Consider the following 24331-nt stretch of genomic DNA (forward strand, 5'->3'; position numbering starts at 1 on the left):
CGGCGACGGCAAGCGGCGACACCGCGCGCGACCGCGCTCCGGGCCGCGGCGCCGCGGCCCACGACGACGCGCTCGCCGCTCCGCCGCGCGGCGACGCGCCCGACGACGCGCTCGCCGAACCCGCCCGCAGCGACGACGACGCCGATCCCGCGCGCGGCTCCGCTTCCCGACTCGGCGGCGCGATCCTGATGATCGCCGCCGCGACCGTGGTCGGCGTCGTGCTCGCGTTCGTGTTCACGCGCGGCGAGGACGAGCCCGAGCCGCCCGGGGGCGCGTCCGTCACGGCGACGGCCACGCCGTCGGCCACCGCCGTCGGCGCCAATCAGATCCTGCTGCGCGGGCCCGCGGGATCCACGTCGGTCGGGCTGATGGAGCTCTTCCAGGCCAATGACGAAACCGTGCGGTTCGCGCTCGCGGCACAGGGCGTCGCGCCGAACGCCTCCGGCGAGCGCTATTCGATCTGGCTCACCCGCGAGGGCGGCGCGCCGCGGCTGCTCGGGGACGTCCAGACGCCGGTCGGCGAGAACGGTCAGCTGACCGCGGCCGGGCCGGGCAACGAGGACACCGACGAGTTCCTCGAGTGGCTGCAGGCGTACGACAGCATCGCCGTGACGCTCGACGAGAAGGGCGCGAAGGAGCCCGGCAAGGTCATCCTGAGCGGCGCGCTGCCTACGCGGTGATCAGCTTGCCGGGGTTCATGATCCCGGCCGGATCGCAGCGCGTCTTCACCGTCCGCAGCAGCTCCATTCCCAGCTCGCCGATCTCGTCGCCCAGATAGGGCGCGTGATCGCGGCCCACGGCGTGGTGGTGGGTGATCGTGCCGCCGTTGGCGACGATCGCGCGGGACGCCGCGTCCTTGAACGCGCGCCACTGCCCGACCGGGTCCTCGGACTGCGCGCCCAGCACCGTGAAGTACAGCGAAGCGCCCGTCGCGTACACGTGCGAGACGTGGCAGCCGACGTGCAGCCCCGGCAGCGCCGCCGGCACCGCCCGGTAGAGGCGCTCGAGGTTCGACCAGGTCGTCGCCGTCTCCAAGGTCTCGACCAGCACGCCCCGGTCGAGCAGGTCGTCGCGCAGGTGCGGGCCCGCGAAGCGCGACTTCTCCCACGCGTGCCCCGGCGACGGCCCCAGCGGCAGCGCCCCGCCGCGGATCAGCTTCCGAGCGGCCGACGCGCGCCCCGTCGCGCCCTGCCAGCCGCATACGAGCAGGCAGCGACCGCCGAGCAGCCGCCGGCCCACCGTGCCCGTCCCGGCCAGCGCCAGCGACGTCCGCGTCTCCTGCTCGTCCGAGAGCCGCGCGATGTCCGGCGCGATCCCGTCCTGCTCGAGCGCCCGCAGCAGCTCGGCGCCCGCGAGGAACGACTCGACGGACCACCCGTCGAACGACACCTCGCCCCGCCGCCGCACCCGCAGCGCGACCGACGTGATCACGCCGAGCGTTCCCTCCGACCCCAGCACGAGCTCGCGCAGCGAGGGCCCCGCGGCCGACGCCGGTGCGTCCAGCGTCGCCAGCGACCCGGAGGGCGTCACGCACGAGAGCGCCACGACCTGCTCGTCGATCCGGCCGTGTCCCGTCGAGGTCTGGCCCGCCGAGCGCGTCGCCGCGCACCCGCCGACCGTCGCCCACTCGTAGGACTGCGGCACATGCCCGAGCGCCAGGCCGTGCGCGCGCAGCGCCGCGTCCGCCTCGGGCAGCCGGGTCCCCGGCTCGAACACCGCGACCAGCGACCGCGGATCGACCGACACGACCCGGTCCAGCCGCCCCAGGTCCAGCGACACCAGCGAGGAGAACGGCCCGCGCTCCCCCGCGAGCCCGCCCACCACGCTCGTCCCGCCGCCGAACGGCACCACGGCCACGCCGTACTCGCCACACACGCGCAGCACCTCGGCCACCGCGGCCGCATCGCCCGGCGCGACCACCGCGTCGGGCGCCGAGGCGAAATCCCCGCTCCGCGACGCCAGCAGGTCGAGGTAGGACTTCCCGCGCGTCCGCAAGACCCGCGACAGGTCGTCGTCGCGCACCTCGGCGACCGCCTCCAGCCGCTCCCGCAGCCCGTTCGGCAACGACGGTGCCGGCAGCGACACCGACTCGACAGGTCGCGAGACGACATCGCCCGACACGCCGAGCTCCTGGCGCAGCACGTCCCGCGCGTGCTCGGGCAGCGACGGCCCGGCCCCGGGCTCGCCCCAGCCCCAGAAGACCTGCTCGCGCCTCACTCGCCGTCGTAGGCGATCAGCGTCTTGACGTCGATCCCGTCGAGCTTCTCACGTCCGCCCAGGAACGACAGCTCGACGAGGAACCCGAAGCCCGCGACCTGCGCCCCGCGCCCCCGGACCAGGTCCACCAGCGCGGCGGCCGTCCCGCCCGTGGCGAGCAGGTCGTCGTGGAGCAGGACTCGCGCCCCGTCGGCGATCGCGTCCGCGTGCATCTCCAGCGCGTCCACCCCGTACTCGAGGATGTACTCCGCCGACACCGTCTCCCCCGGCAGCTTGCCGGGCTTGCGCGCCGGCACGAACCCGACGCCCAGCTCGCGCGCCAGCGCGGCGCCCAGGATGAACCCGCGCGCCTCGGCCGCCACCACGAAGTCGACGGACAGCGGCCGCGCCCACTCCGCCAGGGACGACACCGCGAAGTCCAACGCGTCGAAGTCCAGCAGCAGCGGCGTGATGTCCTTGAAAACGATCCCTTCCTTCGGAAAGTCCGGGATGTCGCGGATGTAAGAGGCCAGGTTCATCCGATGATCCGCCGCAGATCCCGGACCAGCAGCAGGTGCTTGAGGTGCGAGGCGACCGCCGCGAGGTTCTCCAGCGCGTCGATCGCCTCACGCCGCCGCTCCGGGTTGCGCGAGCGCAGGGAGGGCGCGAGGATCTGGTTCAGCAGCGCCGCCTCGCGCTCGGCCGACGACTTGAACACGCGCAGGTTGCGGCCCGCGACGCCGTACGCGGCGAGCTCGCGCACCGCGCGCACGATCTCGCGGTCGGTCTCGTCGTAGAAGCGGGTGCCGTCGCGCGGGACGCCCTTGATGATCCCGAAGTCCTCGAGCTCCTGCACGAGCCGGAGCTCGGCGCCCGTGTCCTCGACGATGTCGTCGAGCGAGAACGTCGGGCCGCCCGAGCGCACGGAGATCGCCATCCGCCGCGGCGACGCCGCCCGCGGCGCCGGAGCGGCCGGCGCGCCCCCGTCACCGGACGAGGTGCTCGAGGACGCCTCCTCGACCATCCGCCCCGCGGCGAGCTCCTGCCGGATCACGGCCAGCGGCATGTACTCGTCGCGCTGCAGGCGCAGGATCGTCCGCAGCCGCTGCACGTCGGACGGCGAGTACAGCCGGTACCCGCCGGGCGTGCGCCGCGGCGTGATCAGCTTCTGGTCCTCCAGATAGCGGATCTTGGAGATCGAGATGTCCGGGAACTCCTGCTGGAGCCCCTTGCACACCGCCCCGATGGTCAGCGACTTGGCCTGCCTCGGCGACTGGACTGCCTGTTCGCTCGCCCCACTCGCGGCGTCGTCGGTCACAGCCACTCAGCGGGCGAGGTAGGTGAGCTTGTATTTGCCGACCTGCAGCTCGTCGCCGTCGGCGAGCTTGTGCGAATCCACGCGGCGGCGGTTGACGTAGGTGCCGTTCAATGAGCCGGAATCATCCAGGAACCAGTCCCCCGCGCGCCGCACGAGCACGGCGTGCTCGCGTGAGACGGTGACATCGTCGAGGAAGATCGCGGCATCCGGGGAACGCCCGATGACGAGTCGGTCGCCTTCGAGAGGGAACGACTGGCCGACGCGGCCGCCGCCGGAGCGGATGACCAGGGCGCCCGTGGCGGCCGCGACGTCGCCGACGTCGACCGGCTTGAGCTCGCCGGTCTGCTCGTCGACCATGTACGTCGCGGTCGTCGCGTCCTCACGCGTGTCTTCACGCGTGCCGACGTAGGCGCCGCAGCGCTGGCAGTAGTTCGCCCCCTCCGTGACGACGAACCCGCACTCGGGGCAGTGACGGGCCAAAGGCCGAACCTCCGCGCGAGCTAGATGGTGTCGTCGCCGGCGCCCGTGGCGCGACCGGCAAGGATGTCGGTCAAACGCTGGACGTCGGCACCGGAGATGACTTCCTCGCCGCCCTCGTGCTTCTTGCGGAGGCGGTTGACCAGCTCAGCCCGCAGGATGTCGATCTTGCCGTGGAGGATCCGCCGGCGATAGGACACCTCCTGCTCCTCGTCAGTGAGCTGCTGGATGAGGTCCTTGAGCTCCTGGTCGGAGAGTGAACCGAGATCGGGGAAGGTGTCCATCTGTTAACGAGTCCTCTCCTCTGGGCGACGAGACGGAAGGGGAAGCATAGCGTTCGTAAAGCTCAACTAGAGCCTTGGCCTCGCGCCATGCGCAGACCATCACGAACGTACTGCACCGTGGAGCCGAGCACCAGCACCAACCCCACGTACAGACACGCCAGGGCGAGCCACTCCACACTGCAGAGCGCGAAGAACAGGGCGCTGAAGATCGGCCACACGCCCCACCTACCCAACCAGTTGATCTTCAGCTCAACTTGACGGTACATCGCGTACCGGGCCAGACCGAGCATGAACAGCTCGCGCGCGGTGAGGATCGCGAGCGCCCAGCGCGGCAGCAGGTCGAAGTGCCAGCAGACGATCACGCCCGACAGGATCAGCATGCGGTCCACGAGCGGGTCCAGCAGCGCGCCCATGCGCGAGTACTGGCGCGTCACGCGCGCCGCGATGCCATCGAGGTAGTCGCTCCAGCCGATGATCGCGAACAGCACGGCCGGCAGCGCGTCCGTGCCGGACTCCGAGTTCAAAGCGAGCACCAGGAAGACCGGCACCAGGAGCAGCCGGGCGTACCCGATGGCGTTCGGGATCGTCCACGGGCGCAGGGGCGCGCCAGGCTGCGTCTCCGGCGGCGGCGGGCCCGAGCGGTCGAGCCCGGACAGCCGCCGGAACGTGAGCCGTTGCCGCTTGTCTTCTACGGGAGCGTCTTCCACAGCTCGTGCGCGGCCTCCGCCGCCCCCTCGAGCGGGACGGAGCGCGTCTCGCGCCCGCGCCGGACCTGGGCCTCGATCTCGCCCGCCTCGATCGTGCGCTTGCCGATCGTCAGCCGCAGCGGGCAGCCCAGCAGCTCGGCGTCGGCGAACTTCGCGCCCGGGCCGCCTTCGCGGTCGTCGTAGATGACGTCCAGGCCGAGCGCGCGCAGCTCGTCGTAGAGCTTGTCCGCGAGCGCGGCCTCGTCCGTGCCCGGCTTGCCGAGACCCACGAGGTGGATGTCGAACGGCGCGAGCGAGCGCGGCCAGGAGATGCCCTTCTCGTCCGCGAACTGCTCGACCGCGGCCGCGCAGATGCGCGCCGGGCCGATGCCGTAGGACCCCATCCAGATCGGGTGCGACTGCCCGTCCTCGTCCAGGTAGGTCGCGCCCAGCGGGACCGAGTAGCGCGTGCCGAGCTTGAAGATGTTGCCGATCTCGATCGCGGGCTCGATCCGGATCTCGTGCCCGTCGACGGTGTCGCCGGCGACGACGCTGCGCACGTCCACCTGCGTGAACTCGAAGTCACGCGCGGGATCAACGCCCCGCAGGTGCGCGTCCGCCTTGTTCGCGCCCGCGATGTAGGAATGGCCGTCGAGCGCGGCGTCGAGCAGGATCGGCACGCCGGAGACCCCGACCGGGCCGATGAAGCCCGCCGGGCCGATCCGGTCCTCGAACTCGGCCTCGTGCGCCGGGCGGAAGCTCGCGCCGAGCGCGTTGCCGAGCTTGATGTCGTTGACCTTGTGGTCACCGCGCACGAGCACGAGCCGCAGCTCGTCCTCGCCGACGATGATCGGGTAGGCCTTGATCAGCGCGCCGGCCGGCACGCCCGCGAGCGTGGCCACCGCTTCGATGGTCGTGGCGCCGGGCGTGGAGAACTCCTCGGGGGCGTCCAGCGCCTCCGGCAGCTCCACGGGCTGCGGCGTGGCGCTCGCGACCTCCACATTGGCCGCGTAGCCCGGCGCGAGCGCGACGTCGTTCTCGCCCGCGGGGCACGGCGCCATGTACTCGTGCGCGCCCGTGCCGCCCATCATGCCGACGTCCGAGTCCACCCGGTACCACTCGAGCCCGCAGCGGTCGAAGATCCTGTCGTAGGCCTCGCGGTGCTTGTCATAGCCCACGTCCAGGCCCGCCGCGTCGCGGTCGAACGTGTACGAGTCCTTCATGATGAACTCGCGCGTCCGGAGCACGCCGGCGCGGGGGCGCGGCTCGTCGCGCTCCTTGGTCTGGAAGTGGTAGAGGATCAGCGGCAGGTCGCGGTAGGAGCGCACGACCTGGGCCACGTGCGAGGTGACGACCTCTTCGTGGGTCATCGCCAGCACCATGTCCGCGCCGCGGCGGTCCTTGAGCCGGAACAGCTCGCCGCCGATCGCGTCGTAGCGGCCGGACTTCTGCCACAGCTCGGCGGGGTTCAGGACCGGCATCAGCATCTCCTGCGCGCCGATCGCGTCGAGCTCCTCGCGCACGATCTGCACCGCCTTCTGGTGCACGCGCCAACCCGCCGGGAGCCACGACCACAGCCCGGCGCCGACCTGGCGGATCATGCCGGCGCGCACCAAGAGCTTGTGCGAGAGCGCCTCCGCGTCGGCGGGCGGCTGCTTCTCGGTGGGTAGGAAGTACTGGCTCAGTCGGGTCATAAGGAGGCCCGAAGCCTAGTCGCCGGAGGTTGCGGACCGGCGCGCGGTGATAGAACGCAGGGACCGACGCAGAGTTCGAACCCGCTGGGAGGCACCCCGATGGCTTACGAAGTTCCCGCGCTGCCGTACGCGTACGACGCGCTCGAGCCGCACATCGACGAGGCCACGATGAAGGTGCATCACGACAAGCACCATCAGGCCTACGTCGACAAGGCCAACGCCGCGCTCGAGGGCACGGAGTGGGCCGACAAGTCGGTCGAGGAGGTCCTCAAGAACCTCGATTCGCTGCCGGCCGACAAGCAGAAGGCCGTGCGCAACAACGCCGGCGGCCACTACAACCACTCGCTCTTCTGGGAGATGCTGTCGCCGGACGGCGGCGGTGAGCCCAGTGGCGAGCTCGCCGAGGCGATCAACAGCGCCTTCGGCTCCTTCGACGAGTTCAAGGCCAAGTTCAAGGAGGCGGGCGTCAACCAGTTCGGCTCCGGCTGGGCCTGGCTGGTCTACGACGGCTCGGGTGTCGCCATCACGAGCACGCCGAACCAGGACTCCCCGATCTCGGCCGGCCAGGCGCCGCTGCTGGGCGCCGACGTCTGGGAGCACGCCTACTACCTCAAGTACCAGAACAAGCGCCCGGACTACCTGGACGCCTTCTGGAACGTCGTGAACTGGGCGAAGGTCGCCGAGCTGTACGCCGCCGCCAAGTAAGCGACTTTTCGCTCACTCCGCAACTCCCGTCCGGGCGGGGCGTTGGAATGTTCTCGATGACTGAGACTTCCCGACGCCGCGCCCGGCGGCTGTTCGTGGTGGCCGCAGCCTGCGCTGCCCTGCCCACCGCGCCCGCGATCGCGGCCCCCGATCAGCTGTCGCTGATCGAAGACGAGAAGATCATGCTGGAGTCCGGACCTGAGATCCAGGCCCAGGCGCTCGATGAGGCCAAGGCGCTGGGCGCCGACATCATCCGCGCGAACGTGATCTGGGCTCGTTATGCGCCTTCTCCCACCTCGACGAAGAAGCCGAAAGGCTTCAGCGGACGCAAGCCTGAGGCCTACGGCGCGTCGTTCGCGATGCTCGACTCGCTGGTCGCGGGCGCGCAGGCGCGCGGCCTGCAGGTGCTGCTGACCCCGACGGGGCCGATCCCCGCCTGGGCGTCGCGCTGCAAGGGCTCCGCCGCCGCGCGCAAGGTCTGCAAGCCGGACCCCAAGCTGTTCGGCGACTTCGTGCGTGCGCTCGGCACCAAGTACCCGACCGTCAAGCACTGGTCGATCTGGAACGAGCCGAACCTCAAGTCGTGGCTGAGCCCGCAGTACGAGGTCGTGGGCGGCGTCGCCGTCCAGCGCTCCGCGTCGCTGTACCGCTCGCTCGCCCGCTCGGCGATCTCCTCGCTGAGCGCCACGGGCCACAAGACGTCGACCGACCAGATCTGGCTCGGCGAGACGGCGCCGCTCGGCGACGACCCGTCCGGCTGCTCGGCCCAGCGCAAGCTGCGCGCGCCCAAGAGCTGCGCGACCCGCATCACCAAGACCTCGCCGGAGACGTTCCTGCGCGGCGTGTTCTGCCTGTCCAAGAGCGGCGGCAGCCTCGGCGGCGTGGAGGGCAAGGAGCAGTCCTGCTCGGGCTACAAGCGCCTCAACGTCAACGGCTACGCGCACCATCCGTACACGCGCGGCGGCTCGCGCCCGCCGCTGTCGAAGACCAACGCGGGTGAGATCACGATCGGCGTCGCCTCGCGCCTGACGCGCCTGCTCGACCAGGCGGGCAAGCGCAAGCGCATCCCGTCCAAGCTGCCCGTGCACTACACCGAGCACGGCTGGCAGACCAACCCGCCGGGCGTGAACGACATCTTCGCCGTCACGGACGCCCAGCAGGCCGAGTACATCAACCAGTCCGACTGGATCGCGTTCAACAACAACCGCGTCAAGACGGTCGCCCAGTACAAGATCGTCGACGACGCGAGCATCGCCGCCGGGTTCCAGATGGGCCTGCGGCTGTTCAGCGGCGGCGCGCGCAAGGTCGCCTACGACGCCTACAAGCTCCCGATCTGGGTCGTCAAGAAGGGCTCTACCCTGACGGTCTACGGGCAGGTGCGCCCGGCTGACGCCGGTGCCGCCGGTACCGTGGACATCCAGAACGCGCCCGCGGGCTCCTCGTCGTTCAAGACCGTGACGTCCGTCCCCGTGACGAGCGCGAACGGCACCTTCACGGCCGAGGTCCCGGACACGGGCGGTCAGTGGCGGCTGAGCTGGAACGGGCTCACGTCGCGCCAGGCGGAGGTAGCGACCAAGTGAAGCGTTTCATAGTGGCCGCCGCGGCGGCGATGTCCCTCCTCGGGGTGGCTCCGGCCGCCCACGCGGCCACGTTCGAGTTCGGCATGGAGGACGAGGGCCTGCTGCTCTCGAACCCGCAGTCGGCTCCGCCCGCGGTCGCCGCGTGGCAGAAGCTGGGGGTGGACGTCGTCCGCATCCACGCTCGCTGGTGGGAGATCGCCCCCGCGCAGACCGCCACGACCAAGCCGGCCGGCTTCGACGCCGCCAACCCGGCCTCGCCGGGCTACGACTGGGTCCGGCTCGATCAGGCGGTCCAGCTCGTCCGCGCCAACAACATCCGGGTGATGCTCACCATCACCGGGCCGGGGCCGCTCTGGTCGAGCTCGCAGCCGGCCAAGCGCAACCCGCGCTGGAAGCCGGACCCGAAGGCGTTCGCGGACTTCTCGAAGGCCGTCGCGACGCGCTACAAGTCGCAGGTCGATCGCTACCTGCTGTGGAACGAGCCCAACCAGAAGGGCTGGCTGCAGCCGCAGTGGGAGCGCGTCTCGGGCAAGTTCCAGGCGGTGTCGCCGCACGTCTACCGCGGCCTGGTGCGCGCTGCGCAACCGGTGGTCAAGGCCGCCGACCCGGGCGCCGAGGTCGTGATCGGTGAGCTCGCGCCGGTCGGCAACCGGCCGATCAGCGCCGACACGCCGATGCGCCCGCTGCCGTTCCTGCGCTCGATGGGGTGCGTGGACGACAACTACCGGTCGGTCCGCAGCGGCCGCTGCAAGGGCTTCAAGGCGGCCAAGGGCGACACGCTCGGCTACCACCCGCACCCGAAGAAGTACGCGCCGGACCGGGTCAACAACGACCTCGACTCGGCGCAGTTCGGCGACCTCAAGCGGCTGTTCACGGCGATCGACAAGCTGCGCGCCCGCAAGGCGATCAGCATCTCGAAGACCATCCACCTGACCGAGTACGGCTACGAGACCTCACCGCCGGACCCGGCCTCGGGCGTGTCGACGGCGCTGCAGACCAAGTACCTGCAGCAGGCGGCCTACATCGCCTGGGCGACCAAGCGCGTGCGCGGCCTGTCCTTCTACCAGTGGGGCGACGAGCCGGTCCGCAACCTCGGCAGCGGCACCAAGCGCTACTCGGGCTGGCAGACGGGCCTGCTGTACAACGACGGCCAGCCCAAGCCCGTGCTGTCGGTGATGCCCGCGCCGTTCGTGATCGACCAGGCGCCGGGCGCCAGGTCCGCCGTCCTGTGGGGCCACGTCCGTGGCGAAGCGCAGGGCCAGGTCACGATCATGGTCCGCCCGAAGGGCTCCTCGGAGTTCACGGACGTGCAGACGCTCAACATCGGCGCCGACGGCGTCTGGTCACGCAAGCTCACGCCGCAGGCCGGCGCCGCCTATCGCTACGAGTGGACACCCAAGCCGACGCTCGAAGACCCGAACCCGCAGCCGCGCGTCTCGGGCATCGTCGACCTCGCCAAGACGGACAAGAGCCGCTACAAGGCCGCCGTGGCCCTGGCCGCGGGCAGCTGATGACCCCGACCGCGCACCAGGATCCCGCCGCGTTCTACACCGCGGGCTACTCGCTCGACGATCACGAGCGCAGCCTGAAGATGGGTCGCTGGCGGGCGATCGGGGCGCGGTCGAAGGCCGCTCACGCGGTCGAGCTGTGCTCCCGGGCGGGCGTGGAGCCCGCCCGGGTCGTCGAGATCGGCTGCGGCGACGGTGCGCTGCTCGCCGCGCTGTCGGAGCTGTGGCCGGCGGCGCGCTTCGACGGCTTCGAGCTCTCGGCGCCGGCCGTGGAGATCGCGCGCGGCCGCTCCATCCCCCGCGTCGAGCGCCTGGAGGCCTACGACGGCTCGCGCGTGCCCGTCGAGGACGGCGCGTACGACCTCGCGATCCTCTCGCACGTCCTCGAGCACGTGCCCGACCCGGAGCCCTTGCTGGCCGAGGCCGCGCGCGTCGCGCGGCACGTGCTCGTGGAGGTGCCGCTGGAGAACAACCGCAGCGCCGCCCGGCCGGCGAAGCGCGCCATCTCGGCGTCGATCGGGCACCTGCACGCCTTCGACCGGTCCTCGGTCCGCGCCCTGGCGGCCCGGGCGGGCGTGCGGCCCGTCGCCGAGCTGGCCGACCCGTTGGGTCACGAGCACCACGCGTTCTTCGCCGAGACGGCGAAGGCGCGCGTCGCCGCGGCGGCCAAGTGGGCCGTGCGCTCGCTGTCGCACCGCGCGCACGCGCCGAGCGCGGAGCGCTTCTTCACGGTGCACTACGCCGTGCTCGCCGAAGCGCGCTGATCGGCTGGCACGCCCGCTGACCGCGCGGGCGGTCAGTTGACGACCTGTGCGGGGGTCAAGTGACCGATCGCCCGGTGACGACTACACGCGCGTGAAGCGGCGGCCCGCGACCGGTGAGAGCGCCTCGTCGATCGCGTCCGCGTTCTCCTTGGTCTTCTCGGCCTCGAGCGCAGCCAGGCGCTCCGGCGTCATCGCCGTGAGGTCCTCTTCCTGAGCCAGCCAGGCGGCGGCCTCGGCGGCGGCGGCCGCGTCCCGCTCGACCTTCTTGCCCGAGGCGTAGTACTTGTCGATCTCGGCGAAGAGCTCGTCGACGAGGTTCTCCGTGGCGACCTTCTTGATCGGCTCGCCCTTGGAGTAGATCATCCCCATGTCCTTGGCGCCGGTGATGCCGAAGTCCGCGTGGCGGGCCTCGCCGATGCCGTTGACGGCGCAGCCGAGGACGGAGACCTCGATCGGGTCGTCATAGGCCTCCAGGCGGCGCTCGACCTCGGCGACGACGGAGTCCATGTCGAACTGGAGGCGGCCGCACGTCGGGCAGGCGATCAGGACGGGCCCGCGCTCACGGAGCTTGAGCGCCTTGAGGATCTCCCAGGCGACCTTGACCTCTTCCTCGGCGTGGAACGTCGAGAGCGAGATGCGGATGGTGTCGCCGATGCCGTCGGCCAGCAGCGTCCCGAGGCCGACCGCGCTCTTGAGCGAGCCGGACCACTTGGTGCCGGCCTCGGTGACGCCGAGGTGCAGCGGGTAGTCGATGCGCTGGCTGAGCAGGCGGTTCGCCGCGATCGTGTTCGGGACCGAGGTCGACTTGATCGAGACCTTGAAGTCCTCGAAGCGCAGTCGCTCCATCAGCTCGACGAACTCGGTGGCGGCCGTGACCAGCGCCTCGACCGGGTTGGTCATCTCGAGCTCGTGCAGGTGCTTGGGCAGCGAGCCGGAGTTGACGCCGATGCGCATCGGCGTCCCGGCGGCGCGCGCTCGGTCGGCCACCTCGGCGACCTTCTCGGGCCCGCCGATGTTGCCCGGGTTGATGCGGATGCAGTGCGCGCCCGCGTCGATGGCCTTCAGCGCCAGCGTGTGGTTGAAGTGGATGTCGGCGATGATCGGGATCGGCGACTCGCGCACGATCGTCTTGAGCGCCTCGACGTCCTTCTCGCGCGGCACCGCGCAGCGCACGATGTCGGCGCCGGCGTCCGCCACCCGGCGGATCTGGTCCATCGTGGCCTGGAGGTTGGCCGTTTCGGTCTTGGTCATCGTCTGGACCGCGACCGGAGCGCCCCCGCCGACCTGGACACCACCGACGTTGACTGAGCGCTTGGAAGCCATCGACGACCAGTTTAGAGGTCGAAGACCCGCTCAAGTGTGAACGCCTTGAAGCCGAAAGATTCGGTGGCTAAACTTTGCGGGGTCAACTATGAAACTGGAACCACACGTCAAGCGGATCGCGATCGCCGTCGTCCTCGGCGCGATCATGTCGATCCTCTCCACCACGATCGTGAACGTGGCGCTTGAGACCTTGTCCGAGCAGCTGCACGCACCGCTGGACAACGTCCAATGGGTCGTCACCGGCTACATGCTCGCGCTCGCCGCGGTCATCCCCGCCTCCGGCTGGGCCGCCGCCCGCTTCGGCGCCCGCCGCCTCTACATCGCCTCCCTGCTGCTGTTCACGCTCGGCTCGCTGCTCTGCGGCCTGGCCTGGAACCTCGAGACGCTCGTCGGCGCGCGCGTGCTCCAGGGCCTCGCGGGTGGCCTGCTGCTCCCGATCGGCCAGATCGCGCTCGTCAAGGCTGCGGGCCCGCGCAACATGGCGCGCGTGATGAGCGCCATCGGCGTCCCGATGATCCTCGCTCCGATCTTCGGCCCCACGCTCGGCGGCCTGCTCGTCGAGCACGTCAGCTGGCAGTCGATCTTCTTCATCAACATCCCGGTGGGCATCGGCGCCGCGATCGCCGCCTTCCGCCTGTTCCCGCACGACGAGGCGCAGGCCACCGAGCCACTCGACTTCCCGGGCCTCGCTCTTGTCGCCACCGGCCTGGTCGGCATCACCTACGGCCTCGCCGAGTCCGGCGCCGCCGGCTCGATGGCCGCGCCCGAGGTGCTGGTCCCGGCGCTCACCGGCGTCGCGCTCGTCGCCGCCTTCGTGATCCGCGCGCTGCGCATCCCGAACCCGCTGCTGGACGTGCGCCTGTACGCCAACAAGGCGTTCAGCGCCGCCTCCGTGACCACGTTCGGCCTCGGCGCCGCGCTGTTCGGCGGCATGGTCCTGATGCCGCTCTACTTCCAGCTCGTCCGCGGCGAGGACGCCGTCATGACCGGCCTGCTGCTGATCCCGCAGGGCATCGGCGCCGCGCTCGCGATGGCCGCCTCCGGCCGCCTCACCGAGCGCCTCGGCGGCGGGCTCACCAGCCTGATGGGCGGCGCGATCATGATCGTCGCCACGCTGCCGTTCGTGCTGATCGACGCGACGACGTCCTACCTGACGCTCGACGCCGCCATGGTCGTGCGCGGCTTCGGCATCGGATTGTCGATGATGCCGGCCATGACCGCCGCCTACGCGACGCTCCGGCCCGAGCAGGTCAACGACGCCGCGCCGCAGCTCAACGTCCTCCAGCGCGTCGGTGGCTCGATCGGCACCGCCATCCTGACCGTCGTGCTCCAGAACGGCATCACGGCGAACACGCCCACCGCGATCGCCGCCAGCTTCGCCCACACCTACTGGTGGGTCGTCGGCGTGAGCATCGTCGCGCTGCTGCCGACGGTCCTGCTGGCGATCGTCGAGCGCCGGACCCGGCGCGAGCCCGAAGCCACCCTGGTGACGGCATGAGCCACGACGTCCGCGCCGCGATGAGCGAGCTGTTCGCCGCCGAGCGCCGCCTGCGCGGGCGCGACCCGCACCGCCCGGGCGAGCTTTCCGCCGCCCAGGTGCGCGCGCTGTTCCAGCTCGAGCGCGGTGAGGCGTGCACCGCGGGCGAGCTGGCCAAGCGCGCCGACCTCTCCCCCGCGTCAATGACCGCGATGCTCGACCAGCTCGAGCAGACCGGGATGGTCGAGCGCCGGCGCAGCGACCGCGACCGGCGTCAGGTGATCGTCTCGCTCACCGACGCCGGCCACGAGACGCTCGCGGTCAAGCGCGCGAAGATCGAGCAGCGCACGGCCGAGGTGCTCGCGCCCTACAGCGACGAAGAGCTCGACGCCGCGGTCCGCGTGATGCGGTCGCTCGCCGAGCTCCTCGATTCACTGGGGAGGTAGGGTCAGCCCCCGCTGAAGATGGGGGCCTCCACGTAGTCCGTCGCGCCTGCCAAACGACAGACTTGACCTCCTCCGGGCGGCCACGGCTTCATCGCGTGGCCGGCCGTTGTCTCGTTTTACAGCCGGAAGGTGGAGACGAGCTCCTCCAACTCGGCCGCGGTGCCCCCCAGCTCCTGCGCCCACGCCGGGATCTCCTGCGTCGTAGCGCTCGTCTGCTGGGTCGTGGCCGAGACCTGCTCGCTCGAAGCGCTCGCCGACTCGGCGACCGTAGCCACGCCGACGACATCGTCGGCGATCTGGTTGGCGTCCAGCGACAGCGCCTCGACAGCGCCGGCGATGTCCGCGGCCCGCGCCGTGACCTCGTCGACGGCGGCGCCGATGGCCTCGAACGCCGCGCGGGCGCGCTCGACCGTCTGCGTGCCACCCTCGGTGCGCTCGGCCGTATCGGCCACCATCGCGACGACGTCGGTCGTCTCGCGCTGGATCTCGCTGATCAGGCCCGCGATCTCGCCGGCGGCGGACTGCGACTCCTCGGCCAGCTTGCGGACCTCCTCGGCGACGACCGCGAAGCCGCGGCCCTGCTCGCCGGCCCGCGCGGCCTCGATCGCGGCGTTGAGCGCGAGCAGGTTGGTCTGCTCGGCGAGGCCGGTGATCGTGGTCACGATGCCGCCGATCTTCTCGGACTTGGCGGCCAGCGTCTCGATCGCGCCGGTCACGCCGCTCGCGGACTCCGCCAGGCCGCTCATCGCGTCCGACGCCTGACCGGCGGCGACGAGGCCCTCGGTGGCCATCGTCTTGGCCTGTTCGGCCTGGCCGGCGGCCTCGTGCGCCCGCTCGGCGCTGTCACGTGCCGTGCCGGCGACCCGCTCGGCGGCCTCGCGGACGGCTTCGACCTTCTGGACCTGCACGTTGGTGCCCTCGGCGACCTCGCCGATCGCGACCGCGATCTCCTGGATCGCGCGGCCGGCCTCGTCGGAGGTGCCGGCCATCTGGCGGGAGGCGTCGCTGACGCCCGTCGCCGTCGAGTGCACGCGGCCGACGATGCCACGCAGGTCGTCGACGAGGCGGTTGAACGCGGCCCCGAGCACGTCCTTCTCCGAGCGCGGCTCCACGTGCACCGTCAGGTCGCCACCCGCGACGGCCTCGGCGGCGACGGCCTTCTCGCGCAGGTACTCGACGATGCGCTCGAACGAAGCGGCCAGGCGGCCGACCTCGTCGTTGGTCTTGACGTCGATCTGCACGTCCACGTCGCCCTCGGCCACGCGTTCGGCGGCCTCGGTGACGGTGCGGATCGGCTTGGTGAGGCGGTTGGCGACCAGCACGATCACCAGGCTGATGAGCAGCAGCGCGATCACGCCGACGAGCAAGAGGGTGTTCCGCAGGCTCTTGACCGGGGCGAGGACCTCAGACTGCGGCACCGAGGTGAGGAAGCTCCAGCCGGCGGAGTCGATCTTGGACCAGGTGAGGACGACATCCTTGCCCGTGAACGGGTCCTTGGTCTCGATCTGGCCGCTCTTGCCGGCCGCGATCGAGTCGGCGACCTGCTTGAGCTCGGCGTTCTTGGTCTTGGCGGCGAGCTCGGCGAGGCTGACCTTGCCGGTCTGGTTCTTGTCGGGGCTGGCGATCAGGACGCCCTTGGCCGACGTCGCGAACGCGTAGCCGGTGTCGTAGAACTTCAGCTTGCCCATCTCGCTGTCGATCAGCGCGAGCGTGTTGGCGGTGCCGGCGTACCCGACGACCTTGCCGCCGCGCTGCACGGCCGCCTGGTAGGTCACGTACATCGTGCCTTCGTAGGCCGCGGGCTCCTGGACGCCGGGCTTCGGGTCCTTGGCGAACGCGGCCGCGCCCGTGGGGCCGTCCTTGCTGGCGGTGACGTTGAGCTTGCCCTTCTCGTCGAGCGCGACGCTCGGCTGGAAGGAGCCGTCGGCGAGGGTGGCGGGCTGGCCGGCGGCCTTCGCGTCCGAGCCGAACGAGTTCGGGAGCAGACCACCGAAGACGGCGACGACGCTGCCCTTGGCAGCGGTCTGGAGCGCCGTCATGCCGGCGACGGCGTCGGCGCGGCTGTTGCTGGTGGAGAGGATGAGGGCCGCGCTGTTGGCGATGTTCTGCACGCCGGCGACGGCGGCGTCGACCTTGGCGGACTCGACCGCGGTGCGCTGCGTGAGCTCGGCGTACGCGGACTTCTCCTGCGCGGATGACGCGCGGGAGATGGCGATGAAGGTCACCGCGGCGAGCGCCACGATGACCGGCAGGAGGATAAGCGCGAGCATCTTCGCGCGCAGGGATTGGATCTTCGGCATGGCCTCCCAGCAATCGGAGGCGGTGGTCAAAACTTGACGGATTGGCCGTATCGGGGCGACGATCGTCAGCCCTGGTACATGGCGTCGATCTCGCCCGCGAACTTGTCCATGATCGGGCGCCGCTTGAGCTTCATCGTCGGGGTCAGCTCATCTCCACCGGGAACCCAGTCGTCGTTCAGGATCGTCCAGCGCTTGATCTGTTCCGGACGGGAGAGTCCGGAGTTCGCGGCCTCGACCGCCTCGGCCACGACCGCTGCGTGATCTTCGACCGCGGCTGCGTAGTCGGGGTCGAGCACGATCAGTGCGACGTTGTACGGACGCCCGTCGCCCACGACGCACGCCTGGCCGATCAGCGGCGAGGCGCCCTTGAGCGCCGCCTCGATGTTCGCGGGCGACATGTTCTTGCCCGCGGCGTTGATGATCAGCTCCTTCTTGCGGTCGATGATCGTGACGTAGCCGTCCTCGTCGATCGTCGCCACGTCGCCCGTGTGCAGCCAGCCCTCCTCGTCGAGCGCCTCCGCGGTCTTGTCCGGCAGGTTGCGGTAGCCGACCATCACGACCTTCGAGCGCGCGAGCAGCTCCCCGTCCTCGGCGAGCTTGAGCTCCACGCCCGGTGACGGCAGCCCGACGGTCCCGATCTTGATCCGTTCCTCCGGGTTCGACGCACCCGCGCCGCACGTCTCGCTCATCCCCCAGATCTCGGCCAGCGGGACGCCGATGGCGTGGAAGAAGACGAGCACCTCGCGCGGCGTCGGCGCGGCGCCGACGTTGACCAGCCGTGCCTCGTCGAGCCCGATCGCCGCCCGCAGCGGCCCGAACAGCTGCTCTTCGCCGAGCTCGACCGCCGACTCCAGGGCGTCCGGGACCGGCTCGCCCGCCTGCCGCAGCTCCACCACCTGCTTGGCGGCGGTGAGGACCTTCTCTGCCTGCTCGTTGCCCGCCAGCTTCGTCTCGATGCCGGCCTTGAGCTTCTCCCACACGCGCGGGACGGCGAAGAACCACGTCGGCTTGACCAGCGGCAGGAACTCGCCGATCCGGCGCGGGTCCGGGCAGGTCGTGATCGTCATGCCGTAGACGATCGGCAGGTAGTGATGGGCGGTGCGCTCGGCCACATGCGCGCTCGGCAGCCAGGAGATGATGCGCGAGCCGTCCGGGAAGCCGACGCGCTTCTCCACCGCGTCGACGGCCGCCATCTCGTTCGCGTGCGAGAGCTGCACGCCCTTGGGCGGACCGGTCGTGCCGGACGTGTAGATGATCGTGAGGATGTCGTCGGGCTGGACCGCGCGCCAGTCGGGCTGGAAGCCCGGCACGGCGTACCCGTCCATCTCCTCGACCGTGAGCACGTACTCGACCAGCGGCGCGACCGCGTCCTTGAACGGCGCCTCGACGATCGCCACCCGCGCCGCGGCGTCCTTGATCACGTACGCGATCTGGTCGGGCGCGGAGGTCAGATAGATCGAGAACGGCGTGGCGCCCAGCATCGTCGCCGCCAGGTCGGCGACCATGAACTCCGGCCGGTTGGAGATCATCAACGCGACTGTGTCCCCGCGCGTGACGCCGAGCTTGGCCAGGCCGCCCGCGAAGGCGTCCACCTTCGCCTCCAGCTCGGCCCACGTCCAGGCGATCTCGTCGCCGGCGGTACGGACCGCGATGCGGTCCGCGTTGTCCTCGACGGTCAGCCGAAAGGCCTCGGCGATCGTCGCCGCGTGCACTGCGCGTCGCTCCCCCATAGGGGGACGTTACAGGAGATCCGCGAAGCGATCTCCAAGCCGAAGTGGGCACGCACCGGCGCTAGCCGGTCGCGCACACCAAGCGCCTCTATCGCAGACCGAAGCCGCCGTTCTGGATTCGGTCGATGTCGTTCGAGAGCCCGATCACGAACAGCATCAGCACGAGCGCGAAGCCGACGAAGCCGGCGCGCTCCATGACGCTGAACGGGATCGCCTTCCCGCGCACCTTCTCGGCCAGCGCCCAGAAGATGTGGCCGCCGTCGAGCGGCAGGAACGGGAACAGGTTGATCACGCCGAGGCTGAGCGAGATCAGCGCCAGCACGTACAACGTGACGATCAGGTCCTGCTGCTCGATCGTCTGGCGGGTCGTCTCGTAGCCGCCGACCACGCTGCCGATCTGCTCGCGCTGCTGGGCGTCGAAGATCCGGGCGATCGTGCTGACCGTGGTGGACGTGACGAACCACATCTCGCTCACGGCCTCCTCGGACGCCCGCACCGGGCCGGCGTCGATCCGGCTCGCCTCCTGGTCGTAGCCAAAGCCGAACCGGTTGCGCTTGAGCTCGCGGTCGTAGAACGTGTTGCCGGTGACCGTCAGCTCGCGCCCGTCGCGCTCGATCGTGAACGAGACCTCGCCGCCGTTGGCGTGCGAGTTGACGGCGTTGGTGACGTCGCGCACCTGGTCCTGGTAGGGGCCGGTGAGACGCTTGTCGTCGACGGCGAGCACCTTGTCGCCGGGCTCGAGCTTGCCCGCAGCGGGCTGGCCGGCCGCGACGGTTCCGACCACGAGCGGCGGCTCCACCGGGCCGCGCGCCATGAACACGCAGGCCATGATCACGAACGCCAGGACGATGTTGACGGCGGGCCCGGCGCCGATCACGACGATCCGCTTCCACACCGGCTGGCGGTAGTACGCGCGGTGGGCGTGCTCCGGCGGGATGTCCTCCGCCGGGTTCATGCCCGTGATCTTCACGTAGCCGCCCAGTGGGATCGCGCCGATCGCGTACTCGGTCTCGCCGCGCTTGCGCTTGGCCAGCAGCGGCGGGAAGAACAGGCTGAAGCGCTCGACCCGCATCCCGACGGCCTTGGCCGCGAAGAAGTGGCCCGCCTCGTGCAGGATGATCAGGACGGCGAAGCCCAGGAAGGCGAGCAGCCAGCTCATTTACGCGTGTACTCCTTCGATCAGCTCGGCGGCGATCTCGCGCGCCTCGGCGTCGGTCACGTAGAGCGCCTCGAAGTCGTGCACACGGCGCGATCCGAGCTCGTCCAGCACGCCCTCGATGACCTGCGGGATGCCGGCGAACGACAGGCGGCCGTTGAGGAAGGCGTGGACGGCGACCTCGTTGGCGGCGTTGAGCGCGCACGGCGCGGTGCCGCCCGCAATCCCGGCCTCGCGCGCCAGGCGCAGGCACGGGAACGTTTCCAGGTCGGGCGCCTCGAAGTCCAGGCGGCCCAGCTCGACCAGGTCCAACGGCTTGATCGGCAGGTCGGCGCGATCCGGGTGGTGCAGCGCGTAGCCGATGGCGACGCGCATGTCCGGATAGCCCATGTGGGCCTTCGTCGAGCCGTCGCACAGCTGCACAAGGGCGTGGATGATCGACTGCGGGTGGACGACCACGTCGATCTTGTCGTAGGGCGTCCCGAAGAGATGGTGGGCCTCCATGACCTCCAGGCCCTTGTTCATCAGCGTCGCGCTGTCGATCGTGATCTTGCCGCCCATCCGCCACGTCGGGTGGTTCAGGGCTTCCTCGACCGTGATGTTCTGCAGGTCCTTGCGGCCGCGGAACGGGCCGCCGGATGCCGTCAGGATGAGCTTGTCCACCACGCCGGGCGGCTCGCCCGTGAGCAGGTGGTGGATCGCGGTGTGCTCGGAGTCGATGGGGATCAACCGCGCGCCCGTGGCCTCGGCCAGCGCGGTCACCAGCTCGCCGCCGACGACGAGCGACTCCTTGTTGGCGAGCGCGACGTCCATCCCCTCGGTGAGGGCGACGATCGTCGGGCCGAGGCCGGCGGAGCCGACGATGCTGTTGAGCACGAGGTCGGCACCGGACTCGGCGACGAGCCGGACCAGGCCCTCGGGGCCGGCGAGCACCTCGCCGCCGGTCCAGCTCTCGGCGGCGCGCGCGGCGGCGTCGGAGTCGGTCAGCGCGATGCGCGTGACGCCGCGTTCGATGGCCTGCTGAACGAGCGGGAGGTGGTTGCTCCCGGCGGACAGGCCGACGATCTCGAACTGCTCGGGCGCGCGCTTGACGACGTCGAGCGCTTGGGTGCCGATGGAGCCGGTCGAGCCCAGGATGAGGAGCCGCTTCACGACGCCTCAGTGTGGCAGGGGCCAGGTTTGCCGCGGATAAGGTTCGCGCCCGTGACGCACTTCGAAGAGCAGGCCGCCGACTGGCTGGCGTGGGCGCGCACGCCGGACCACGACGACTACTGGAGCTACCGGGACGCGTTCTTCGAGCTGGTGCCGCCGCCGGGCCGCGCCACGCTCGAGGTGGGCTGCGGCGAGGGGCGCGTCTGCCGCGACCTGGCGGCACGCGGTCACGACGTGACCGGGATCGACACGTCCTTGACGCTCCTGCGCGCCGCGGCCGAGGCCCATCCGGAGGGCACCTACGCGGTCGCCGACGCGGCGGCGCTGCCGTTCGAGGACGGCACCTTCGACCTCGTGGTCGCTTACAACTCGCTGATGGACATGGAGGACATGCCCGGCGCGGTGCGCGAGGCCGAGCGGGTGCTGGCGCCGGGCGGCGCGTTGTGCGTGTGCATCACCAACCCCGTGGCCGACTTGCTGCGACCGGCCGGCGACGGCTACACGCTCGCGCGGCCCTACAGCGAGGAAGGCGTCTTCGAGGGCACCTTCTACCGCAACGACCTGACGATGCACTTCCGCGGCTGGACGCGGCCACTGGAGTCCTACGCGCGCGCGTTGGAGGCCGTGGGCCTGCGGATCGAGGCGTTGCGGGAGCCGGTCCCGCCGCGTGAGCGGGGGCAGCTGCTTCCGTCGTTCGTCATGTGGCGAGCTGCCCGCTGAAACGCCGCTCCCCGGAAGTCCTGGCCCCCTGGGCCATGACTTTCACCGAAGCGAGCCCGCAGGGCGAGCTTCGTCCCACTCGATCTCGCGCGCGACGGTGGCGGCCTGGTCACCGACGAGGTGGAGCGCCATGTCGATGCCGGCGCTCACGCCCGCGGACGTGAGGATGTCGCCCTCGTCGACGTAGCGCGCGCCCTCGACGACGTCCGCGCCCGCCTCGCGCAGGTCCTCGATCGCGCTGTGGTGGGTGATCGCCCGGCGGCCGGTGAGCAGGCCGGCGGCGGCGAGCAGCATCGCCCCGGTGCACACCGACGCGATCCGGCCCTCGCGCTCGCGCAGCTTGGCCGGGATCACGCCGCGCTGCGCCTCGGCGTAGGCGCCGGGCCCGGAGCGGTCGTTCCAGCCGCCGCCGGGGACGATCAGCAGGTCCGGATCGCCGAGCACGCCGTGCGGGATCACGCGCGCGCCGCCGGACGAGGTCACGGTGTCGGCCGGCTCGGCCGTGACGAAGCGCGTGTCGAGCCCCGCCGTGCGGAGCACCTCGAACGGGCCGAACGCGTCCAGGTCGTCGAAGCCGTCGAACAGGAGGATCTCGATCGTCATGCCGGCATCGTCGCGGCGCGCAAGCCGCAGAACGAGTGGCAGGAACGCCGTTCTCCGTTACGATCCAGCCAAGTGCACGAAGTCGCCGTCCTCGCCCTCGACGCGGTCGTCCCGCTCGACCTCGCGATCCCCGCGCAGGTGTTCGGCACCTACGAGGAGACGCCGTACCGCGTGACGGTCTGCGCCGCGACGCCGTCCGTGCCCACGATGGCGGGCTTCGCGATCACCGCCCAGGCCGGCCTGGAGGCGCTCGCGCACGCGGACACCGTGATCGTCCCGGGCTTCTCCCCGCACCTGCGCGTCCCGGACGAGCCGGTGCTGGAGGCGCTGCGCGGCGCGCCCGGCCGGATCGTCTCGATCTGCACCGGCGCCTTCGCGCTCGCGGCCGCGGGACTGCTCGACGGCCGCCGCGCGACGACGCACTGGCGCGACGCCGCCGACCTGATCGCGCGGCACCCGCACGTCAGCGTCGAGCCCGACGTCCTGTACGTCGACGAGGGCGACGTGCTCACCAGCGCGGGCGTCGCCTCGGGCCTGGACCTGTGCCTGCACATCCTGCGCACCGACCACGGCGCGGATCTCGCCGCCCGGGTCGCGCGCCGGATCGTCGTCCCGCCGCACCGCGAGGGCGGCCAGGCCCAGTACGTCCAGCAACCGCTGCCCAAGCACCCGGGCGGTTCCCTCGCCCCCACCCGCGCCTGGGCGCTGCAGCACCTCGAGCGCCCGCTCACCGTCCGTGAGCTCGCCGCCCACGCGCACGTCTCCGAGCGCACCTTCGCCCGCCGCTTCCAGGCCGAGACGGGCGTCTCACCGCTGCGCTGGCTGCTGTCCGCCCGCGTCGACGCCGCCCGCACCCTGCTCGAGACCACCGCGGCCTCGGTCGACGACATCGCCGACCGGTGCGGCTTCGGCACCGCCGCGAACCTGCGCAAGCACTTCCACCGCCACCTCTCCACCACGCCGACCGCCTACCGGCGGACGTTCAGCCGCGCACGAGCGGCCTGAGAAACCAGAAGACCACGAGCATCAGCCCGATCACAGCCGGGCCGGCGATCACGATCCAGTGCTCGTAGAGGAACGACGTGACCATGACCATGGCGAGCACGATCGCGATCGCCAGGCACACCAGGCCGGCGATCAGGTACTTGTTGGCCGACTCGATCACGAACGTGCGGTCGCGCTGGTGGAAGCGCAGGCGGTGCGTGGCCGACGGCGCGATCAGGAACACGACGGACGCGGCCGTGAACAGCAGCGCGCCGTAGAAGACCGTCTTCTCGAACCGCGTGATGCGCTCGAAGCCCTGGGCGAACGGGACGGTCAGCAGGAAGGCGAGCAGGAACTGGACGCCGGGAAGCGCGACCCGGAGCTCGTTCAGGAGCTCCAGCATCTGCCGGTCGCGCTTGTCCTCGTCGTTCATGCCAATACAAGCCACACGTAGTAGCCGGCGACGAGCGCGAAGAGCGCGGCGTCCACGCGGTCCAGCGCGCCGCCGTGGGCCCCGAACAGGGTCCCGGTGTCCTTCGTACCCATGTCGCGCTTGATCAGCGACTCGAACAGGTCACCGATCGGTGCGGCGATGACCGCCGTCAGACCCAGGATCAGCCCGTCGGTGCCCGAGATCCAGTCCCCGTCGTAGGTCCGGGACCAGTACCAGACGATCAGCGTGCCGACGACGATGCCGCACGCCAGGCCCTCGACGGTCTTGTTGGGCGAGATCGTCGGGGCGAGCTTGTGACGCCCGAACGCTCGGCCGCCGAAGTAGGCGAACGTGTCCCCCACGAACGTGCCCAGCAGGATCATCACCACGAGCGCCCCGCCGTGGTCGAGCCCGCGCAGCATCGCCGCGTGCGCGACGCCGAGCCCGATCCAGACGATGATCAGCATCGTCGCCGAGATCGACGCCGTGATGCGCTCGCGCTGCGGCATCAGGCACGCCAGGAAGAACGTCAGCGGCACGGTCGCGGCCAGCGCGAGCAGCACCTGCCGCTCGTCCCCCGCCGTGCCCGCGACGACCAGGCCCAGCACGCCGAGCATCGCCGCCAGCCGCACGGGCCGCGCGCGCTCGATCATGACCGTGAGCTCGTGGACGCAGATCACGGCCAGCGCCCCGATGCCGGCGGCGAACACCCACTCGCCCTGCCAGATGATCAGGACCGCGAAGGCCACCGCCGGGACCGCCACCAACACGCGGTTGAGGAGGTCTGACACGGCG

Annotated in this window: 23 protein-coding genes and 1 pseudogene; 9 read left to right on the top strand and 15 right to left on the bottom strand. The window is 71.0% G+C overall.

The genetic code is table 11. The features are described 5' to 3' along the window. A pseudogene (locus OJ962_RS27800) lies at positions 1 to 680 on the top strand (hypothetical protein); the annotation flags it as partial. Here OJ962_RS27800 and OJ962_RS27805 read toward each other — a convergent pair. From OJ962_RS27805 to OJ962_RS27835, 7 genes are all read right to left on the bottom strand, one after another. Continuing rightward, entirely contained in the window at positions 670 to 2217 is a 1548-nt protein-coding gene (locus OJ962_RS27805) for an FAD-binding oxidoreductase (RefSeq protein WP_202952720.1), read from the bottom strand. The pseudogene OJ962_RS27800 and the gene OJ962_RS27805 sit on opposite strands and share 11 nt — an antisense overlap. Then, entirely contained in the window at positions 2214 to 2735 is a 522-nt protein-coding gene (locus OJ962_RS27810) for an adenine phosphoribosyltransferase (RefSeq protein WP_202952719.1), read from the bottom strand. Before OJ962_RS27810 ends, OJ962_RS27805 begins: the two co-directional genes overlap by 4 nt. Further along, the gene (gene ftsR / locus OJ962_RS27815) at positions 2732 to 3520 is read right to left on the bottom strand and encodes a transcriptional regulator FtsR (protein WP_456115351.1); all 789 of its coding nucleotides are present in this window, start codon (positions 3518 to 3520) and stop codon (positions 2732 to 2734) included. Before ftsR ends, OJ962_RS27810 begins: the two co-directional genes overlap by 4 nt. Beyond that, positions 3521 to 3994, bottom strand: a complete 474-nt coding sequence (locus tag OJ962_RS27820) for an FHA domain-containing protein (protein ID WP_202952718.1) — start codon at positions 3992 to 3994, stop codon at positions 3521 to 3523. A gap of 20 nt (positions 3995 to 4014) precedes the next feature. Further along, positions 4015 to 4275, bottom strand: a complete 261-nt coding sequence (locus OJ962_RS27825) for an RsiG family protein (RefSeq protein ID WP_202952717.1) — start codon at positions 4273 to 4275, stop codon at positions 4015 to 4017. 62 nt (positions 4276 to 4337) lie between these two features. Further along, positions 4338 to 4982: a CDP-alcohol phosphatidyltransferase family protein gene (locus OJ962_RS27830; RefSeq protein WP_202952716.1), complete on the bottom strand. Its 645-nt coding sequence runs from the start codon at positions 4980 to 4982 to the stop codon at positions 4338 to 4340. Further along, a complete protein-coding gene (locus tag OJ962_RS27835) occupies positions 4964 to 6655 on the bottom strand; it encodes a proline--tRNA ligase (RefSeq protein ID WP_202952715.1) in 1692 nt (563 codons plus the stop codon). The genes OJ962_RS27830 and OJ962_RS27835 overlap by 19 nt, the downstream gene beginning before the upstream one ends. A 99-nt stretch (positions 6656 to 6754) precedes the next feature. Between OJ962_RS27835 and OJ962_RS27840 the strand changes: the two genes are divergently transcribed. From OJ962_RS27840 to OJ962_RS27855, 4 genes are read left to right on the top strand one after another with little or no spacing between them, the layout of a single operon-like run. Continuing rightward, entirely contained in the window at positions 6755 to 7360 is a 606-nt protein-coding gene (locus OJ962_RS27840) for a superoxide dismutase (protein WP_202952714.1), read from the top strand. 56 nt (positions 7361 to 7416) lie between these two features. Beyond that, complete coding sequence (locus tag OJ962_RS27845) at positions 7417 to 8940, top strand: cellulase family glycosylhydrolase (RefSeq protein WP_202952713.1); 1524 nt, start codon at positions 7417 to 7419, stop codon at positions 8938 to 8940. Next, positions 8937 to 10451, top strand: a complete 1515-nt coding sequence (locus OJ962_RS27850) for a cellulase family glycosylhydrolase (RefSeq protein ID WP_202952712.1) — start codon at positions 8937 to 8939, stop codon at positions 10449 to 10451. The genes OJ962_RS27845 and OJ962_RS27850 overlap by 4 nt, the downstream gene beginning before the upstream one ends. Beyond that, positions 10451 to 11212, top strand: a complete 762-nt coding sequence (locus OJ962_RS27855) for a class I SAM-dependent methyltransferase (RefSeq protein ID WP_202952711.1) — start codon at positions 10451 to 10453, stop codon at positions 11210 to 11212. The genes OJ962_RS27850 and OJ962_RS27855 overlap by 1 nt, the downstream gene beginning before the upstream one ends. Positions 11213 to 11293: 81 nt before the next feature. Here OJ962_RS27855 and ispG read toward each other — a convergent pair whose 3' ends face one another. After that, positions 11294 to 12535, bottom strand: a complete 1242-nt coding sequence (gene ispG / locus OJ962_RS27860) for a flavodoxin-dependent (E)-4-hydroxy-3-methylbut-2-enyl-diphosphate synthase (protein ID WP_202952710.1) — start codon at positions 12533 to 12535, stop codon at positions 11294 to 11296. 88 nt (positions 12536 to 12623) lie between these two features. Between ispG and OJ962_RS27865 the strand changes: the two genes are divergently transcribed. Beyond that, a complete protein-coding gene (locus tag OJ962_RS27865; protein WP_202952709.1) occupies positions 12624 to 14033 on the top strand; it encodes a DHA2 family efflux MFS transporter permease subunit in 1410 nt (469 codons plus the stop codon). Further along, positions 14030 to 14458 carry a MarR family transcriptional regulator gene (locus OJ962_RS27870; protein WP_202952708.1) on the top strand — a complete coding sequence of 143 codons (429 nt, stop codon included), beginning with the start codon at positions 14030 to 14032 and terminating at the stop codon, positions 14456 to 14458. Before OJ962_RS27865 ends, OJ962_RS27870 begins: the two co-directional genes overlap by 4 nt. A 116-nt stretch (positions 14459 to 14574) precedes the next feature. Here the strand turns inward: OJ962_RS27870 and OJ962_RS27875 are convergent, their stop codons facing one another. From OJ962_RS27875 to dxr, 4 genes are all read right to left on the bottom strand, one after another. Further along, positions 14575 to 16758, bottom strand: a complete 2184-nt coding sequence (locus tag OJ962_RS27875) for a methyl-accepting chemotaxis protein (protein ID WP_270006752.1) — start codon at positions 16756 to 16758, stop codon at positions 14575 to 14577. A 65-nt stretch (positions 16759 to 16823) separates the two neighbouring features. Then, positions 16824 to 18488: an AMP-dependent synthetase/ligase gene (locus tag OJ962_RS27880; protein ID WP_202952706.1), complete on the bottom strand. Its 1665-nt coding sequence runs from the start codon at positions 18486 to 18488 to the stop codon at positions 16824 to 16826. Positions 18489 to 18576: 88 nt separating this feature from the next. After that, positions 18577 to 19647, bottom strand: a complete 1071-nt coding sequence (locus tag OJ962_RS27885; RefSeq protein ID WP_202952705.1) for a M50 family metallopeptidase — start codon at positions 19645 to 19647, stop codon at positions 18577 to 18579. Continuing rightward, positions 19648 to 20796, bottom strand: a complete 1149-nt coding sequence (gene dxr, locus OJ962_RS27890; RefSeq protein ID WP_202952704.1) for a 1-deoxy-D-xylulose-5-phosphate reductoisomerase — start codon at positions 20794 to 20796, stop codon at positions 19648 to 19650. A gap of 51 nt (positions 20797 to 20847) precedes the next feature. Between dxr and OJ962_RS27895 the strand changes: the two genes are divergently transcribed. Further along, positions 20848 to 21516 (top strand): class I SAM-dependent methyltransferase, encoded by a 669-nt coding sequence (locus OJ962_RS27895; RefSeq protein ID WP_202952703.1) that lies wholly within the window; start codon positions 20848 to 20850, stop codon positions 21514 to 21516. 42 nt (positions 21517 to 21558) lie between these two features. Here the strand turns inward: OJ962_RS27895 and OJ962_RS27900 are convergent, their stop codons facing one another. Beyond that, positions 21559 to 22119 (bottom strand): DJ-1/PfpI family protein, encoded by a 561-nt coding sequence (locus OJ962_RS27900; protein ID WP_202952702.1) that lies wholly within the window; start codon positions 22117 to 22119, stop codon positions 21559 to 21561. A 72-nt stretch (positions 22120 to 22191) separates the two neighbouring features. On the opposite strand from OJ962_RS27900, the gene OJ962_RS27905 reads away from it, so the two are divergent. Next, complete coding sequence (locus OJ962_RS27905; RefSeq protein ID WP_202952701.1) at positions 22192 to 23124, top strand: GlxA family transcriptional regulator; 933 nt, start codon at positions 22192 to 22194, stop codon at positions 23122 to 23124. Here OJ962_RS27905 and OJ962_RS27910 read toward each other — a convergent pair. Both OJ962_RS27910 and OJ962_RS27915 read right to left on the bottom strand, forming a co-directional pair. Further along, positions 23102 to 23536: a DUF6328 family protein gene (locus OJ962_RS27910; RefSeq protein WP_202952700.1), complete on the bottom strand. Its 435-nt coding sequence runs from the start codon at positions 23534 to 23536 to the stop codon at positions 23102 to 23104. The genes OJ962_RS27905 and OJ962_RS27910 overlap by 23 nt on opposite strands. After that, positions 23533 to 24327 (bottom strand): phosphatidate cytidylyltransferase, encoded by a 795-nt coding sequence (locus tag OJ962_RS27915; RefSeq protein ID WP_202952699.1) that lies wholly within the window; start codon positions 24325 to 24327, stop codon positions 23533 to 23535. The genes OJ962_RS27910 and OJ962_RS27915 overlap by 4 nt, the downstream gene beginning before the upstream one ends. Between the last annotated feature and the right edge of the window lie 4 nt (positions 24328 to 24331).

The sequence above is a fragment of the Solirubrobacter deserti genome (genome assembly GCF_027587175.1).
In the GTDB taxonomy this organism is placed as follows: Bacteria; Actinomycetota; Thermoleophilia; order Solirubrobacterales; family Solirubrobacteraceae; genus Solirubrobacter; species Solirubrobacter deserti.